Source organism: Acetobacter sp. P1H12_c (genome assembly GCF_018811975.1).
In the GTDB taxonomy this organism is placed as follows: domain Bacteria; phylum Pseudomonadota; class Alphaproteobacteria; order Acetobacterales; family Acetobacteraceae; genus Acetobacter; species Acetobacter persici.
This window is the reverse complement of sequence record NZ_JACRVR010000009.1, coordinates 12,247-29,343: the sequence shown is the minus strand read 5'-3', so window position 1 is coordinate 29,343 and position 17,097 is coordinate 12,247. Positions and strand designations below refer to the sequence as shown.

At 56.6% G+C, this 17,097-nt stretch carries 14 protein-coding genes; 7 read left to right on the top strand and 7 right to left on the bottom strand.

Annotated elements, in window-relative coordinates:
• Positions 1-88: 88 nt before the first annotated feature.
• Positions 89-904 (bottom strand): histidine phosphatase family protein, encoded by an 816-nt coding sequence (locus KP699_RS07160; RefSeq protein WP_215762107.1) that lies wholly within the window; start codon positions 902-904, stop codon positions 89-91.
• Positions 901-1,947: a threonine-phosphate decarboxylase CobD gene (gene cobD / locus KP699_RS07155; protein WP_215762106.1), complete on the bottom strand. Its 1,047-nt coding sequence runs from the start codon at positions 1,945-1,947 to the stop codon at positions 901-903. Before cobD ends, KP699_RS07160 begins: the two co-directional genes overlap by 4 nt.
• A 142-nt stretch (positions 1,948-2,089) precedes the next feature.
• On the opposite strand from cobD, the gene cbiB reads away from it, so the two are divergent.
• The 6 genes from cbiB (at position 2,090) to KP699_RS07125 (ending at position 10,119) form a co-directional block, all read left to right on the top strand.
• Positions 2,090-3,076, top strand: a complete 987-nt coding sequence (cbiB, locus tag KP699_RS07150) for an adenosylcobinamide-phosphate synthase CbiB (RefSeq protein WP_215762138.1) — start codon at positions 2,090-2,092, stop codon at positions 3,074-3,076.
• The gene (gene bluB, locus KP699_RS07145; RefSeq protein WP_215762105.1) at positions 3,073-3,711 is read left to right on the top strand and encodes a 5,6-dimethylbenzimidazole synthase; all 639 of its coding nucleotides are present in this window, start codon (positions 3,073-3,075) and stop codon (positions 3,709-3,711) included. The genes cbiB and bluB overlap by 4 nt, the downstream gene beginning before the upstream one ends.
• Before the next feature lie 377 nt (positions 3,712-4,088).
• Positions 4,089-6,002: a hypothetical protein gene (locus KP699_RS07140; RefSeq protein WP_308164894.1), complete on the top strand. Its 1,914-nt coding sequence runs from the start codon at positions 4,089-4,091 to the stop codon at positions 6,000-6,002.
• Positions 6,003-6,042: 40 nt separating this feature from the next.
• Positions 6,043-7,734 (top strand): alpha-keto acid decarboxylase family protein, encoded by a 1,692-nt coding sequence (locus tag KP699_RS07135; RefSeq protein ID WP_212375015.1) that lies wholly within the window; start codon positions 6,043-6,045, stop codon positions 7,732-7,734.
• A gap of 69 nt (positions 7,735-7,803) precedes the next feature.
• Entirely contained in the window at positions 7,804-9,090 is a 1,287-nt protein-coding gene (locus KP699_RS07130; protein ID WP_252346858.1) for an MFS transporter, read from the top strand.
• Positions 9,091-9,228: 138 nt separating this feature from the next.
• Positions 9,229-10,119, top strand: a complete 891-nt coding sequence (locus KP699_RS07125; RefSeq protein ID WP_252346857.1) for a LysR family transcriptional regulator — start codon at positions 9,229-9,231, stop codon at positions 10,117-10,119.
• A gap of 53 nt (positions 10,120-10,172) precedes the next feature.
• Here the strand turns inward: KP699_RS07125 and KP699_RS07120 are convergent, their stop codons facing one another.
• Entirely contained in the window at positions 10,173-11,048 is an 876-nt protein-coding gene (locus KP699_RS07120) for an arginase family protein (RefSeq protein WP_308164893.1), read from the bottom strand.
• Positions 11,049-11,723: 675 nt separating this feature from the next.
• Here KP699_RS07120 and KP699_RS07115 point away from each other — a divergent pair.
• Complete coding sequence (locus tag KP699_RS07115; RefSeq protein WP_215762104.1) at positions 11,724-12,695, top strand: zinc-binding alcohol dehydrogenase family protein; 972 nt, start codon at positions 11,724-11,726, stop codon at positions 12,693-12,695.
• Between the two features lie 12 nt (positions 12,696-12,707).
• Here KP699_RS07115 and KP699_RS07110 read toward each other — a convergent pair whose 3' ends face one another.
• From KP699_RS07110 to KP699_RS07095, 4 genes are all read right to left on the bottom strand, one after another.
• On the bottom strand, positions 12,708-13,625 hold the full coding sequence (locus KP699_RS07110; protein ID WP_215762103.1) for a LysR family transcriptional regulator: 918 nt from the start codon (positions 13,623-13,625) through the stop codon (positions 12,708-12,710).
• A 131-nt stretch (positions 13,626-13,756) separates the two neighbouring features.
• Positions 13,757-14,785 carry a methionine synthase gene (locus KP699_RS07105; RefSeq protein WP_215762102.1) on the bottom strand — a complete coding sequence of 343 codons (1,029 nt, stop codon included), beginning with the start codon at positions 14,783-14,785 and terminating at the stop codon, positions 13,757-13,759.
• Positions 14,786-14,828: 43 nt separating this feature from the next.
• The gene (locus tag KP699_RS07100; protein WP_215762101.1) at positions 14,829-15,812 is read right to left on the bottom strand and encodes a DUF1852 domain-containing protein; all 984 of its coding nucleotides are present in this window, start codon (positions 15,810-15,812) and stop codon (positions 14,829-14,831) included.
• A gap of 448 nt (positions 15,813-16,260) precedes the next feature.
• On the bottom strand, positions 16,261-16,785 hold the full coding sequence (locus KP699_RS07095) for a DUF523 domain-containing protein (RefSeq protein WP_215762100.1): 525 nt from the start codon (positions 16,783-16,785) through the stop codon (positions 16,261-16,263).
• Between the last annotated feature and the right edge of the window lie 312 nt (positions 16,786-17,097).

The window sequence follows — 17,097 nt, the reverse complement described above, 5'->3', positions numbered from 1 at the left end:
TCAGTACTCTGCTTGTGACGAAGGCGGTGAAAATGAGAGCCGCGCAGAGACAATAAATCTGGAAATCTGGCCTGCTCAGTGCGGCAGATCAGCCCTGAGAGTCAGGCCCGGTATCCTGCCCTGCCCCCAGTGCCCGTACGCGCCAGTGTCCGGCGTGGCGGGTGAACAGGCTGGTGGTCTGGGGCGGGATATCCAGCTTTGCCGCCATCTCCGGCCCGCCTCCCAGAATTGCGCAGGCGAGAGCGCGTACAACGGCAGGGCGCGCAATAATCAGCAGCGTTTGTGCCCCGGAACCGGCAGGGCGGGCAGCGGCGAGTATCGTACCGCGCGCGGCCTCTTCCTGCGGCAATGTGGTCAGCCCGGTCCCGACCCGCGCGTGGAACTGACGCAGGCTTTCCCCCTCCGGCGGCGCGAAATCCGGGTCATGCAGCAGAGCATGCAGGGCTTCAGGCGCAAGGCTTTTCAGAGCCTGTCCGTGCCATGTGCCGTAATCGCGATCCCTTAGGGCTGCGGTGTGTGAGATGGGCGTTTCATGTGTGATGGGGATCTCAGGAGAAATAAACGGTATGTCGTCCGGTGCCTCCCCGGTCTGCAAAGAGGACGCTCCTCCGGCTGGTAGGAAGGGTGCATTGCCTGAGCGGACTGAAGGAGATGCGCTGTCCGGGTCAGACAGTGGGTCTGCCTGAGGGTCAGCGGGGAGACAGACGCAGTCTTCGGCCAGAATGATCTGACTAAACTGCGGGGGTTTGCGCAGATGCGGCAGGGAAAAGCCGCCCGTATTCGTGGGAAGAGCCACCAGACCACATGCCTCGCGCGCGGGAATACAGCCCTGCTTCACCGCGTCCGGCAGGCTGGTTGTCAGGCAGATCAGGCGGAGGGTCTGGGGGGTAGAGACGCGGGTCATTCGGCATCACCCACAGGGCGGGCAGCCCATGCCTGCACAGCGCTTTCCAGCCGGGACCATGCAGCCTCGGACGGGGGCAGGCCAATCCGCAGACGGCCCGGCTGGTCTGCAAAAATGCGTGTCACGAGGCCGTAGGTGCAGAAATGCCGCCAGAGCGCCGGAGCCGTGGGGTACAGCACCAGCGTAAACAGGCTGGCCTGCCCGGTGTGGGACAGACCGGCGGCATCCAGAAGTCGCGTCAGACGACCATGCGCCGCGCAGGCCTGTGCGCGGGCGGCGTACAGCCATGCGGTGTCTCGCAAAGCCTGCCGCCCTGCTGCCAGACCAAGACTGCCAACCGGCCACGACCCCAGAAACGCACGGGCCAGCGCGGCGCGCTCCGGGCTGGCCAGCAAAAACCCCAGACGCACACCGGGCAGGCCGTAGGTTTTTCCAAAAGACCGCAGCACCAGCAGCGCCGGATGGGGCAGAAGGGGGGCGACACTCTCCTGCTCAAAATCCGCGAAGGCTTCATCAACAATCAGGATGTTTCCGTGGGCGGCACACTGGTCTGCCAGTGTGTGCAGCCAGTCCGCGGAAAGCAGACGTCCGTCGGGGTTATTGGGGTTGCAGACGACACAGACGGTGCCGGGGTGACGGGCCGCGTGGAGGAGGTCTGACGGGTCCGTCACCTCCTGCACCGGCACGCCCTGCATGTGCCAGGTCTGGGCGTGCCCGGAATAGGTTGGCCCCAGCAGACACACGCGCTGCGCGGGCAGCAGGCGCGGCAACAGGGCAATCAGGCTCTGGCTCCCCGCCCCCGCAACGACCATGGCAGGGCTAGCCAGACCATATGCAGCGGCCGCAGCGGCCTGTAGATCGGCTTCTTCATCTTCTTCCGGGAGACGGGCCAGCACGGATACATCTGGCAGACGCAACGGATAGGTGTAGGGACTGATGCCAGTTGAAAGGTCATAAGCCGGCCGGGGAGCCTGAGGAAAATGCGCCATAACGGCCCGCATTTGTCCGCCGTGGGAAGGAAGAGGCAGATCCTCTGATACCATGACGGGCGTGGATGCGCATGATGCTGCGGGCGGCGGCACGGGCATCGACCTGGAAGAGGCGGGCGTGGTAGTCTGCTGGCTTGCCTGCACGTTTCTGGCCGGTTCTGCTCCGGCCTGCCCGCTGAGTGAGTCTGCTGCCCGCATGGTGTTTCCTCTTTCCGTCACGTTCCCCGTAGCAGCCCTTGCCGCCGTTCTGGAAGCGGCCTGCGGGTATCCGCCTGCCCTACTGCCTGCCATCGGGCACCCGGTAATGTGGATCGGCGCCTTGATAGACATGCTGGACACCGCCCTCAACCGCCCGGATTTTTCTGAGCAGAAACGCCGGATAATGGGCATTCTGGCGCTGATCCTGATTATAGGCGTGCCGCTCTGGGTGACGGAAGCTGTGCTGGATCTGGGCTCTCGTGTTCTGCCTGCGCCCCTCATGCTGGGCGTGCAGGCGGTGGCGGCCTGTACGTTAGTTGCGCAGAAATCCCTGTGGGAGCATGTGCGGGCCGTGGGCACCGGCCTGCGGCAGGGTGGTCTGGCCGGAGGGCGACAGGCCGTGGCGCAGATTGTCGGGCGGGACACCGTCGCACTGGATGAAGCCGGGATTGTGCGGGCCGCACTGGAAAGTCTGGCCGAAAATTTTTCCGATGGTGTGGTGGCCCCCCTGTTCTGGACGGCGCTGTTCGGCCTGCAGGGAGCGGTCTTTTACAAGGCTGTCAATACGGCGGACAGCATGATTGGCCATCTGACCCCGCGCCATGCCGCCTTTGGCTGGGCTGCGGCGAAGCTGGATGATGTGGTGAATCTGCCTGCCTCCCGCCTTGCCGCGTTGTGCCTGATTCTGGCCGCCCCGGCAGAACGCCGTGCGCCGGCGCGGGCGGCCGTACGGCGGGATGCTCCACGCCACCGCTCCCCCAATGCGGGCTGGCCCGAGGCCGCCATGGCCGGGGCGCTGCGGCTGCGGCTGGCTGGCCCGCGCCTGTATAAAGGCGTGCGGGTGGACGATGCGTGGATGGGGGACGGCACGCCGGACGCAACCGTAGCCGATCTGGACCGGGGGCTGGTGCTGTATCGGCGCGCCTGCCTTATTCTGGTCGGGGTCTTGCTGGTGGGGGCACTTCTCTTCATGATCCCGGCATGACAGGCCCGCTTTTTCCCCCCGCTTTCCGTGCATCTCTGGACCAGCTTTTTACCTGGCGGCGGGACGTGCGCCATTTCCGCACGAACCCGGTGCCCGAAGCCGTGCTGACGCGCCTTCTGGAAACCGCCTGCCTTGCGCCCTCTGTAGGGCTGAGCGAACCCTGGCGTTTTGTGCGGGTGGAGGCTCCGGGCCGCCGGGCGGCCATTCGGGAGAACTTTGCCCGCTGCAATACCGACGCCCTGACCGGCCACAGCGGGGAAGATGCCCGGCGCTACGCCACCCTGAAACTGGCGGGGCTGGATGATGCGCCGCACCAGATTGCCGTCTTCTGTGACACCAACCCCGCACAGGGGCGCGGGCTGGGGCGCGGCACTATGCCGGAAACCACCGTGTGGTCCGCCGTGATGGCCATCCATACCTTCTGGCTGGCGGCAACGGCGGAGGGCGTCGGGCTGGGGTGGGTGTCCATTCTGGAACCGGATGAAGCCAGCCGCACGCTCTGCATGCCGCCGGACTGGCAGTTTCTGGCCTATCTGTGCGTGGGCTATCCGGCGGAACAGGCCGACACACCGGAACTGGAACGCCGGGGGTGGGAACAGCGCAACCCGGCACGCAGGCGGTGGATTATCCGTTAAAGCCATCGCACATTATGAAATTTTCTTTTAATGTCCTGCATAGGTGCTGGCAGGCATGACTCTTTTTTGACGGTTTATGATGTTTTCCTATCAATCATTCTCTGTCAGGCTCTAAAAAATAAATCTGAATATCGTCTGAAGAACGCAGTTATTTCCTCTTTCCAGCAGTTTCAGCGCACCAGAAAACTATAAAGTTTATTTTAAGATCTCACGGCATATACTTTATTTTTATAAATCCTGTGTTCTGAATTATTTTCGGGCGCAATTTGATATAATTAACCCTATGTAATATTGATGTGGATCATTGAGACTTCTACCTGTTGCACAGAAAACAGGCCTATCTATAACAAAGTTTGATAATTTTCAGAGGATCTAGCGTGAAACCGCCTGTGTTCCCGGGCTTTTCCGACACCAGAAAGCTGGATTTCAGGCTTCTGCTCGGAACGGCTCTTACCTGTGTTCTGAGCGAACCCTCCCTCGCGCGGGCTGATGACGCACAGGAACTGGCCGCCATCAAGGAGCAGATGCGCAGGCTGGCCGCACAGGTGGAAGCGATTGAACACCGGCAGGCGCTCAAAAACGGGCATCAGGCTGCCTCGGCGCGGGCTGTGGGCGGGGCGCGCCATACGGCTACTGCCAGCAGGACGCCCTCTTACAGCGGGGTACGCACCGCAACCACCACGCAGGGCGGTTTCTCCGGCGTGCCGTCCGGCCTGCGGACCGATGGCCCGGCTGATCCGGGGATCCATTTTTCTGGCGGGAGCGAGCCTGTTCAGGTGGGGAATGCCGGGCAGCCCGCACTGAACAGTGGCTCCGGTTTTGCGGGGTTCCGATGGTTGCCGCAGCAGCCGGAGCATACGCCGTCCAGATCGTCCATTGACCTCACATCCTCCAGCCCGTCCTCCATTACCCAGACAGATGTGGACAGCCTGCCGCCTATTTTCAGTATTGGCGGCATTTCCGTCAAACTTGGCGGGTTTGTGGAATTTTCCAACATCTGGCGTGATTCCAACATGACCAGTGGCCCCGCCACGGCCTGGAACAACTTCCCTTACGCCAACAGCCCCAACCACGGGCTGAGTGAAGAACGCATGTCCGCGCAGCTCAGCCGTATGTCTGTGCTGATGGAGGCGAACCCCTCCAAAGATGTGCGGTTGCAGGCCTATGTGGAAAGTGATTTTGGCGGCTCCGCGGGCACCACAAACAGTGTGCAGATCAGCGGTTATACGCCCCGCCTGCGGCAGGGCTATTTTACTTTCACGCAGAAGGACTGGGGCCTGCATATCCTGATGGGGCAGGCGTGGAGCCTTGCCACCAACTACGCCAAAGGCATCCTGCCCCGGCAGGAACAGTTGCCCGCGGTAACGGATAATAACCAGATCCCCGGTATTACCTTTACCCGCGTCCCGCAGATCCGCATTGGCAAGGACTGGCACCAGAAATACTGGCTGGGCCTGTCTGTGGAAGACCCGCAGGCGACGGTTGCGTTTTCCTCCGCACTGTCCTCCGGCGGCACCCTGCCCGCAGCGTATGGGGAGAAAGTGGGCGCGCGGGTGTATTACGCCAACAGCGGCGGCGTGCTGCTGAACCCGAGCGCGCAATATACCTACAACCCGGCCCCGGACATTATCCTCAAAGGCGCTGTGGATACGTCCATCGGGCATTATGAAGTGTTTGGTCTGGCGCGCTGGTTCCGCTCCCTCGCGGTGGAGCCGGGCATGACCACCACCCGCAAACACACCACATTTGGTGGTGGCGTCGGGGCTGGCATGACGGTCCCTCTGGGCACCAAAAAACTCCAGATGGCGGGCAATGTCACAGCGGGTGAAGGCATTGGCCGTTACGGGCCAAGTCTGATCCCGGATACCACCCCCAATGCGCGTGGCGCTTTGTCCCCCGTGCCGGAGCTGATGGGCTCACTTGGTCTTATCGGCCACCCCACCCCGTCGGTGCTGCTTTACACCTACGGGGGGATCGAGACAGCCGGGCGTAAACGCTACATGGGGGCGGATGGCGCGCAGTACGGGTACGGGGTGAATGACCTCAATCTGGGCGGGTGCGATGTGGAATTCGGCACCTGTAACGCCCAGACCCGCACGCTGGCGTCCCTGACCGCCGGGGGCTGGTGGCACTTTGTGGAAGGCCGCTACGGCAGCGTGATGGGCGGCCTGCAATATACTTATATCCGGAAGTTTGCCTTCAGAGGCAATGATGGCAATGGCAACAGTGTCTACCCCACAACATCGGGCAACACGGTTTACGTCACCTTCCGATATTTGCCGTTCCAGTAAAATGGAGTGGCAAAATACTCGCCAAAGGAGAGAGAACTCAATGTCTTATACAGTTGGTACTTACCTTGCTGAGCGTCTTGCCCAGATCGGCCTGAAGCACCATTTTGCAGTTGCCGGGGATTACAACCTCGTTCTGCTTGATCAGCTTCTGATGAATAAAGACTGTGAACAGGTCTATTGCTGTAACGAGCTGAACTGCGGCTTCTCTGCCGAAGGCTATGCCCGTGCAAACGGTGCCGGGGCCGCCGTTGTGACCTTCAGCGTGGGTGCGCTCTCCGCCCTGAACGCCATTGGTGGCGCCTATGCGGAAAACCTGCCGGTTATCCTGATTTCCGGTGCGCCGAACTCCAATGATCACGGCAGCGGGCACATCCTGCACCACACCATTGGCACCACGGACTATTCCTACCAGCTCCAGATTGCTGAAAAGCTGACCTGTGCTGCGGTGTCCATCACATCCGCTGATGATGCACCGGAAAAGATTGACCACGCCATCCGCACCGCGCTGCGCGAGAAGAAACCGGCTTATATTGAAATTGCCTGTAACGTCTCTGCCCAGCCCTGTGCCGCCCCCGGCCCCATCAGCGCTGTTCTGGATGCCCCGGCTTCCAACAAGGACACGCTGGACGCAGCCGTGAAAGCTGTTGCGGAATTCATTGAAAAACATGAAAAGCCTGCCCTTCTGGTTGGCAGCCGCCTGCGCGCCGCCGGTGCGGAAGAGGCCGCCGTCAAACTGGCTGATGCTCTGGGCTGCGTTGTGGCAACCATGGCGGCTGCCAAAAGCTTCTTCCCGGAAGATCACCCCGGTTACGTTGGCACCTACTGGGGCAGCGCCTCTACCCCGGGTGTGAATGAAATCTTCAACTGGACGGACAGCATTATTGCGCTGGCCCCCATCTTTAACGATTACTCCACCGAAGGCTGGACGGCATGGCCGCAGGGCCCGAACGTGGCTGTTCTGGACAAGAACATCACCAAACTGCACGGCTACTCCTTCGACAACATCCATCTGAAGGAACTGCTGGAAGGCCTGGCAGACTACTTCCAGAACAAGCCGAAGAAGGAGTCCACGCTGGTCCAGTACAAGCGTGTGCATACCGGTAAAACGGTTGAAACCACCGGCACCGGTGATGATACGCTGACCCGCGCTGACATCCAGCAGACGTTGCAGAGCCTTGTAACGCCCGACACCACCATTCTTGGTGAAACGGGGGATAGCTGGTTTAACGTGATGCGCACCAAACTGCCGCGCGGTGCGCGTGTGGAACTGGAAATGCAGTGGGGCCATATTGGCTGGTCTGTCCCGGCCGCCTTTGGGTACGCTGTGGGGGCTCCGGAACGCCGCACCATTCTGATGGTGGGTGATGGCTCCTTCCAGCTGACAGCGCAGGAAGTGGCCCAGATGATCCGCCGCAAACTGCCGGTGATCATCTTCCTGATCAACAATGCGGGCTACACCATTGAAGTTGAAATTCATGATGGTCCGTACAACAACATCAAGAACTGGGATTACGCAGGCATCATCAGCGCATTTAACGCTGAAGATGGCAAAGGCATTGGTCTGCGCGCCAAAACGGCGGGTGAACTGGCAGATGCCGTAAAGGTCGCGCTGGACAACAAGGAAGGCCCGACGCTGATTGAATGTGTGATCCCGCGTGATGACTGCACGTCCGAGCTGATTTCCTGGGGCCGCCATGTGGCCACGGCAAACGGCCGTCCGCCTGCAAAATAAGTCAACCTGCATGGCTGTGCCCCACCAAGGCACGGGCACAGCCTGCACCTTTTTGAAAAGCGATTTTTAATGTCGGCTTCCAACACACCCAGCGCCGCCCCGCAGCCGCAAAGCGCGCCGGCAGGCCAGCCGCAGAAAATACAGCCGCTTTATGTGCTGGCGTGGTTTCTTTGCGCCCTGTTCTACTTCTATCAGTACGCCATCCGCTCAGCCCCCGGCATTATGCAGGACGAGCTGACGCAGGCCTGGGGCAACAGCCATCTGGGGCTGATGATTGCCTCCTATTACATTGTTTATGCACTGGCTGCTCTGGCCGTAGGCGTGCTGCTTGACCGCTATGGTGCGCATGCCACTATGCCGGTGGGGATTGCCGTAACCAGTGTTGGCTGCCTGATTTTTGCACAGGGCAGCGTGGCCGCAGGGATTGGCGGGTATGTTATTCAGGCTCTGGGCGCCATCTGCGCGTTTGTGGGGTCCTCCTACGTCGCCGCGCGTTACCTGCCCGCCCGCACACTGGCCCTGTTTGTGGGGCTGACACAATGCCTTGGCATGGCCGGGGCCGCGTTTGGCTCCAAACCCACCCGTATTCTGATTGACCCTGCCGGGTCCTTCCATCTGCCCTGGCAGACCGTGTGGCTGGGCTTTGGGGTGATTGGCGTCTGTCTGGCCATTGCCACATGGTTTGTCATGCCGCGTGATTCCGGGGACAGCTCCGCCCACCACGGCCATCTCTCCACGGAAAACCTGCTCAGGCCGTTCAAGATCATCTTTGGAAACCCGCAGAGCTGGTATGCCGGGATTATCGGTGGGCTGCTGTTTGTGCCGACAACCATTGGCGCACTGGGCTGGGGGGCTTCCATGCTCAACAAGGGCGAGCATGTCTCCATGGCGTTTGCGGCCTCTGACATTTCCATGGTGCCAATTGGCTGGGTGATTGGCTGCCCGCTTCTGGGCTGGATTTCTGACAAGATCGGCCGCCGCAAGCCGGTGCTGATTGGCGGCGCGATTGTGCTGCTGGCAGCAGCCCTGTGCGCACTGTACGTGCCGGTTGGCGTGATGCCCCGCTATTCTGTAGCGCTGGTGATGGGCATTGCCTCCGGTGCGGCCATGATCCCCTTCTCCGCCATGAAGGAAGTCAATCCGCCGGAAGTGAAGGGTACGGCTGCGGGTGTGATGAACTTCCTCGTGTTTGGCACGACCGGTGTTCTCTCCCCCATGGTCTCCGCCCTGATGGGCAGCGGCGGGGATTCCATGGAAGTCTTCCACCGGGCCTTCCTGCCGCTGGTGATCGGCATTGTTGTGGCGATCCTGCTGGCTTTCCGCCTGCGTGAAACAGGCTGGGCTGTGCAGAAATAAGCCTCTGCCAGTCGGGTTTACAAAAAGGCGCGGACCTTACGGGGGCCGCGCCTTTTTTTATGTCGCAAAGGACAATTGGCCATGCAGGCCGGGGATGCGCTATGCTGCCCGACCTTCAGAATGATCAGGTTTTCCAGAATGTCCCGCGAGAATTTTAATGAACTGCTCAGTTTTCTTGCGGTGGCTCAGGAGAGAAGTTTTACCCGCGCGGCCGCCCGGCGCGGGGTTACACCCTCTGCCCTGAGCCATACCATGCGGCTGCTGGAAGAGCGTTTAGGCGTAACCCTGCTGACCAGAACAACGCGCCGGGTTGTGCCGACAAGTGCGGGGGAATATCTGCTCAGCACAATCCAGCCATTGTTTGATGAAATAGAAAACAGGCTTTCAAGTCTGGATGAATTCCGGAGCGTTCCACGCGGTACACTTAGGATTACTGTCACAGAGGAAGCGTTATCCTGCTTCCTGCGGCCCAGACTGGCAGACTTCCTGAAAAAATATCCGGATATAAGGGTGGAGGTTTCAGCCAACCTCAAGCTTGTCGATATTGTAGAGGAATCGTTTGATGCCGGTGTCAGACTTGGAGAAATGGTCTCGCACGGCATGATGTCTGTGCCGATTTCTCCCGCCATAGATTTTGTGGTTGTTGGCGCACCCACCTATTTTTCTGAGAATCCAGCCCCTAAAAAACCGGATGCCCTGACCGCGCATAACTGCATTGGGGTGCGGCTGCCAACCTATGGAAAAATTTACAAATGGCTTTTCCGGCAGAATGGGAAAAATATTAAATTCCAGCCGGATGGCCAGTTTACCTGCAATAGTGTGTTTTCAACCCGCGATGCCTGCCTTGACGGGATAGGGCTGGCCTATATCCCGCGAGTTGTTGCCGAGCCGCATATTACGACCGGCGCGCTGGTTCCGGTTCTGGAAAAATTCTGCCCGACTCATGTCGGGTTTCACCTTTTTTACCCTCGCCATAACCAACATTCCATGCCGCTTTCTCTCTTTATTGAAGAAATGAAGCTGCAATAACCTGCGCGAGGCTCATACTGAGCGAGCCATGAGCCGCACGCAGGCCTAACGCCTCAGGCGCCGAGCAGCGGCAGTTTTTTGAGCATTTCCTGAAGGTTAAGGGCATCCCACGGCATATGTTCGGCAATCGTCATGCCGACCACCTGTTTTTCTGTCGTGACTTCCCCAATCAGTTTTAAAACATCCGGGATTGTCAGCTTTCCTTCTGCAACATCCCCAAAATCATGCTTTCCACGTCCGGGTTTTGCAAAAAGAAGGGAACGGAAACTATGCGGGTCCAGCACGTCCAGATCGAGGTGGATTGCCAGAACCTCAATCCCGCTCTCATTCAGCCAGCGCATGACGGGCTGCGCACCATCCCGCACCTCCTGCGGGGAACAGGTGGGAATCCCATGTTCGGCAATAAACTGTGCTTCATACGGCAGGGGGTCGTGAATACCGGCAATCATGACGTTTTTTGCGGGCACAGGTTTTTTGACGGCATCCGTCAGATCATGATCACCATGCCCCATTAACGCGCCCAGAACATGCGCATGCGCGTTTTTATACTGGGCGGGTGTCTGGACGTCCGGATGCGTATCAATCCAGAGAATACCAAGCTTATCGCCGTACTGTTCCGCCAGCCAGGCAAACGGGGCGAGAGATACCAGACAGTCACCACCCAGAACCACAAGAGACTGCGGATTATGCCGCTCAATAAGAGCGCGGGCTTCACGGATCTGCTTCACAAGCACCGTGCGGCCCCGCATATCCTCTTCAAGCGGCAGGGGTGTGTCTGTGGGTGCGGGAACCGGCACTTCTTCCACCGGGCCAGTGGCCGGAGGGGCGAGCCATGCCAGCAACCGGGACCCAAGATAATAAGGAGGATTATCCCCGCCCTGCCATTGCGGGAAAATCAGACGGAGTGTGTTTTTATCCTGCTTCGACACAGTTTCTCTCCTGAAATAGCGGACCAGAGAACGTCTGCATATTTTTGCGGTTTTGTATCATCAGGCAACAGTCTGATCAGACCCCGATGCAGCTATGCCGCACAGGAGACGAGCCTGCGCCAACGCTCTCATTCCTGATCATCTTTTCATGAATTATCTGTATTTCATAGATCTCTATTCCTGAAAAATATTCATTATCATCTTGATGAAACACTCTATAGTCATGGCATCCTTTTTTATTATATTAAGGGAGGATCAGAGGGCTGACATCATGATGATGTCCGAAAGAATTCTGGAAACCCAAAGAAGGAGTCTTCGTGTTCTGGAACACTGACTCCTGACAATACGTGTGGATTTCCTGATGTAGGAGCTTTTTCAGTATTACATAGGATTCAAAAAATTGTGCTGACAGATAGTGCGTGAGCGGAACTTACAAACTCACAAATTCATCAAATCGTTCCTAGAGTTCTGTTGTTCTGTATCTTTTATCGTTCTTTTATTTTCCAATTGATTCCTTGAAATTAAGCTTTTGAAATTATCATTCACGAAGCACGAGAACTGAGGCTTCAGGTCAACAGTCTTGCCCCCTCTCAAAACATCCCGCCGCTTTATGACAGAAGCTGATCACTCTTCACCCGGCACCCACTCAGAGAAACCGATTAGCAAAGAATAACCATGAAAGCTTTGGTCGCAACACGCTTTGGCACAGCCCCACAGATGAGTCTGGAAGACCGGCCTAAGCCTGTCGGGAAACCCGGTTATAGTGTGGTGAAAATGTACGCCGCCACGGTCAATCCGCTTTCCGCGCAAATCCGGCAGGGTGTGCTTGCTATCGCGCAGCCGCCCCGTGTGCTCAGCAATGATGGCTCGGGCACTGTGGAAGAAAGCGCTGTATTTCCCGCAGGCACGCGGGTTGCCATTTATGGGGGCGGAGAACTCGGCATTACGCAGGACGGGTTGCAGCAGCAATGGGTTTGCGTTGAAAATAAACGGCTCTTTGTTCTTCCTGACACGCTCAGTCTGGAGGAAAGGGCAGCGCTCCCCATCAATTTTATCACTGCGTATCAGGCTCTGACGCGTGTGGGGCAGGTTAAAGCCGGTCAGACCGTTCTGATTTCAGGAGCGTCTGGTTCTGTCGGGCATGCCTTAAGCCAGCTGGCCTTCAGCCTTGGGGCTGTTCCGATTGCCATTGTCTCCCACGCCAGCAAGATTGAGGCTGCTCAAAAAAGTGGTGTGAAAACGGTTCTTGTTTTTTCGGAGCATACGTTTCAAGACGCCGTTTTAGACGCAACTGACGGTCAGGGTGCTGATCTTGCGTTTGACCCGGTAGGCGGCAGCCTGCTCCCGCACCTGATGGCCGCTCTCCGCCCGCGCGGTGCAGTTGTTTCTATCGGGTTTGTCGGAGGGATAGAGAGCACTCTTACACTGACGGACGTTGTTATTCATGAAAAACGTCTGCTGGGGTATGATGCCTGGCTTGAAACGGATGAAGCAGTTGCTCAGGCTTTTGAGGCTCTGCGCGGTTTTATTGTAAACGGTCAGGTCCGTCCGGCTATTGATAGCATCTGGCCCCTGAACGATTTTGAAGCAGCGTATGACCGGCTTGCGTCACGCCGCGCAACAGGGAGCATCCTTTTGCGCTGTTAAGGCCTGATGCAGTCAGGACGTTTCCGTGCGGGATTGTGTTAAGAACGGTGAGGCGGCAAATTCTATAAAATTCTGCAAATACTGGATTTCCTCGTCCGTTTCACGGCAGCCAAGGAAAATCTGTTTCATGATTCCGTTTTTCCCCAGTTTTACGGGATAAAGGTCAAACCGTGCGGCATATTCCTCCACCAGCCAGCCGGGAAGTGCGGCAACGCCCCGGCCATGCGCTACCATGACCAGCATGATATCCGTCGTTTCTATCTGCTTCTGCTGCCGTGGTGCTATTCCTGCCGGTTGCAAAAACTGGGTGTAGATATCAAGCCGTTCTGAGGGCACGGGGTAAGTAATCAGGGTCTCACCGGCAAGCTGTTCCGGCACAACATATGTCTCCCCCCGCAGAGGGTGCTCCGGCCCGACGACCAGAACCAGTTCATAATCAAACACCGGCGTGAAGTTGAGTTCTGGTTTATAAAGCGGATCAGGAGTAACCAGAATATCAATTTCATTGCTGAACAGAGCACCAATTCCACCAAACTGAAACTTCTGCCGCACATCGACATCGACCTTTGGCCAGCGATCCAGATAGGGTGAGACAACTTTCAGAAGCCACTGGTAGCAGGGGTGACATTCCATGCCGATCCGCAGCGTGCCACGCTCCCCATTTGCAAACTGCTCCAGCCGGCTTTCCGCCAGTTCAAACTGTGGAAGCAGGCGATTGGCGAGGGCCAGCAACCATGTTCCCGCCTGCGTCAGCACGAGAGAGCGCCCTTCCCGTCGCCAGATTTTTACGCCAAGCCGGGTTTCAATTTTCCGGATTGCATGGCTGAGGGCGGGCTGGGTGAGATTCAGCCGTGCGCCCGCGGCCGTTAAGGAGCCTTCACGGGCGACTTCCTGAATGATTTTCAGATGGCTTCGCTCAAGAACGTCCACACCCCACTCCGTCAAGGCAGATTATCAAGGTCTCAGGACACCATATCATTCCTGAACATTTTTATAAAACCGTCTTCTGACGCAAAAATCTGCCCCGGCGGATGCCAGCAAAGGTGCCTGTTTTACGCTCTTCAGGCCGAGAGTTCTTTCCGGACAATTGCCGCCCCTGCCGTTAACGCGCTCAGTTTGCCTCTGGCGACGGCGCGCGGCAGCGGAGCCATGCCACAGTTGGTGCAAGGGTAAAGTTTGTCGGCATCCACAAACTGAAGAGCTTTGCGCAGAGTGCTGGCAACCTCCTCGGGAGTTTCAATAGTGCGGGTTGCAACGTCAATGGCACCGACCATGACCTTTTTCCCGCGAATCAGTTCAATCAGATCCATCGGCACACGGGAGTTCTGACATTCCAGTGAAATCAGATCGATATGTGATTTCTGAAGTTTTGGGAAAATTTCTTCATACTGCCGCCATTCCGAGCCGAGAGAGTTTTTCCAGTCGATATTGGCCTTAATGCCGTAACCGTAGCAGATATGTACGGCTGTTTCACATTTAAGGCCCTCAATCGCCTTTTCCAGTGTTGCGATACCCCAGTCATTCACTTCATCAAAAAAGACATTAAAGGCCGGTTCATCAAACTGGATAATGTCTACACCAGCGGCTTCCAGTTCTCTGGCTTCCTGATTCAGGATTTTGGCAAATTCCCATGCCAGCTTTTCCCGACTTTTATAGTGATTGTCATACAGCGTATCGATCATGGTCATGGGGCCGGGGAGTGCCCATTTGATCGGTTTTTTTGTTAGCGTGCGCAGGAAACGGGCATCATCAACAAAAACAGGCTTTTCCCGCGTGACAGCACCAACGACGGTCGGGACGCTGGCATCATAGCGGTTTCTGATCCGGACTGTCTGACGATCTTCAAAATCCACGCCGCCGAGATACTCAATAAAGGTCGTCACGAAATGCTGGCGTGTCTGCTCACCATCACTGACAATATCAATCCCGGCCCGATCCTGATCATCCAGAGACAGACGCAGCGCGTCCTGCTTGCCTTCTGCCAGAGCCTCTCCCTGCAATTTCCAGGGTGACCAGAGCGTTTCCGCCTGCGCCAGCCATGAGGGTTTGGGCAAGCTGCCAGCCGTGGACGTGGGTAAAAGTGTTTTCATAAGAGTAAGACCTTGTTTTTAAGAACTGCGTGTTTTTGAAGGATCAGGCCGCAAAACTGGCGGACCATTCCGCAAGGCGCGCATGGTAAGGTTTGATAAAGTGCTCTTCTGTAAACTGACCCTGTGCAATGGCCAGCTGGCTACGTTCCTCACGGTCATACACAATGCGCGTGAGGGAATAGTCCTGATGCCGCAGGCTGGGCTGATAGTCTTTCGGGGCTGCCGCATTGGCGTTGTAAATTTCAGGACGGTAGATTTTCTGGAATGCTTCCATTGTGCTGATTGTGCTGATCAGTTCCAGCGGGGTATAATCTGACAGCAGATCACCAAAAAAATAGAATGCCAGCGGTGCGACGCTGCCTGGCGGCATAAAATAGCGTACCTGCATGCCCATTTTTCCGAAATACTGATCCGTTAACGAAAAATCTGGCTGCTGATATTCAACCCCCAGCACAGGATGAACATTTTCAGTCCGGTGATAGGTTTTGTTGGTTGAAACGCTCAGGCATATAACCGGAAGTTTTCTAAAGCTTTCTTTGTAAACAGAAGAGTTTAGGAAAGACTTAAACAGGTTTCCATGCAGGTCTCCAAAATGCTTCGGCGTGCTGAAATCCGCTTTGCCTTTGTTATGCTCTGGCAAGAGGACACTGAAATCATAATCCCGCACATAAGAAGAGAAATTGTTCCCGACAATCCCGGCAATATGTTTGCCTTCCTTTTTATCAAGGATTGTCGTGTTCAGGACTTCGATCAGCGGGAAGAGGTCACGGCCCCCTGCGTTTTCAACTACCATTTCGACAGAAATAATATCAAGCTGAACGGCATAGCGGTTCCCTTTGGGATTATCCCAGCAGGCAAGGGCATTGAAACGATGATCAATCATGCCTTGAACATTCCGCAGGTTTTCCTGACGACTTTCCCCGCGCGCCAGATTGGCGAAATTGGTTGTAAGGCGGGTTTTATCGAGCGGATGATAAGCCTCATCAAAACGAACGCGTTTAATACTGAAGCTGGACTCTGTAATCATCGCGATATCTTGCCTTCATTACCCGAAAAATCAGACTCTTTTTCAAAAAGGGCTGGGATACTCCCGCGCTCTTCTGGTCTTTCAGCCTGTAATTTTCTTCATGTCGTCATGTTAGGAACGGTGCGGAATATATGCCTGAGCAAGCTATTGAATAAAAATGATTTGATTTCATTGAACCATGAATTTTGTTCATGCTTATCCCAACCCCGTCCGCAGTGCTCACCGTTCCTGCACGAAAGAAACCAGCACAAGAGCTTGCTTTGGCGTCCGGAATCAAGCCGGACAACCCCTGAAATGCAGGTTGCAAGTTGCAAGTTGCAGGTTGCAGGTTGCAGGTTGCAGGTTGCAGGTTGCAGGTTGCAGAATTAAGCTGCCGAGCTTGTTATTTGTTAAGATAAAAAATGGTATTACTATAATTTATTGATATTTATTCTATTTTTTCAGGATTTTATTTTTCTCGGGACGAAAAATTTTTTTGTTCCCGTTGATTCAGCAAATGCACGCACTGGTCAATTTCCGTTTCCGCAAAAACCTGCACGCCATGAGCGCGAAGGATGGCCGTGGTGACACCGATGCCGGGATGTTTTTTGCCTTTAAATGACCCGTCATAAATATGGCTGCTGCCGCAGGAGGGGCTGGCGTCCGTCAGAATGGCAAACTGGCAGTTATGGTCCTGAGCGAGTGCAAGAGCGGCTCTGGCTCCCATCAGAAACTGGGCTGTGACGTCCGCCCCGGTTGTATCCTGCACGCGCGCGGTGTGTGCCAGCACGTCGGGGCCGGACTGGCCGTGTGTAATTTCCGCAGGGGGACGCGGCGTGCTGAACCCGGCGGCGACTTCCGGGCAGATTACCACAAGCTGGCCAGCCTGCTGCCAGACAGCCAGAGCGGGATGCTGAACGGTCTTTGCAGAGCCGTTATAACGGACTGGACGGCCCAGCAGACAGGCGCTGATCAGAATTTTTGGGGCTGACACGGGCTTTGCTTCCTGTCTGGCAGTAAAGTCTTTGTTTTATGTCAGAAACGGGTTCAGGGGTACCCCTGTTACGGGTTTTTAAAACTCTTCCGGCTGCGGATTTTCTGAAATATTTCATTTTTTCAATATGTTAGAATTTTTTACCTTCTCCTTCACTTTGTATCGAAAAAGAGACTATGGGCTTTTGCTCCGCCATACCGAGGGCCGGATGTGGCTGGAACGCGGCTCAGCGAGAGAGTTTTGGGGAAGCGAGGGGTTTTATGCAGTCACAATTCCTGTCTCTGGTCTTGAAATTGCCCATAATAGGCTGGA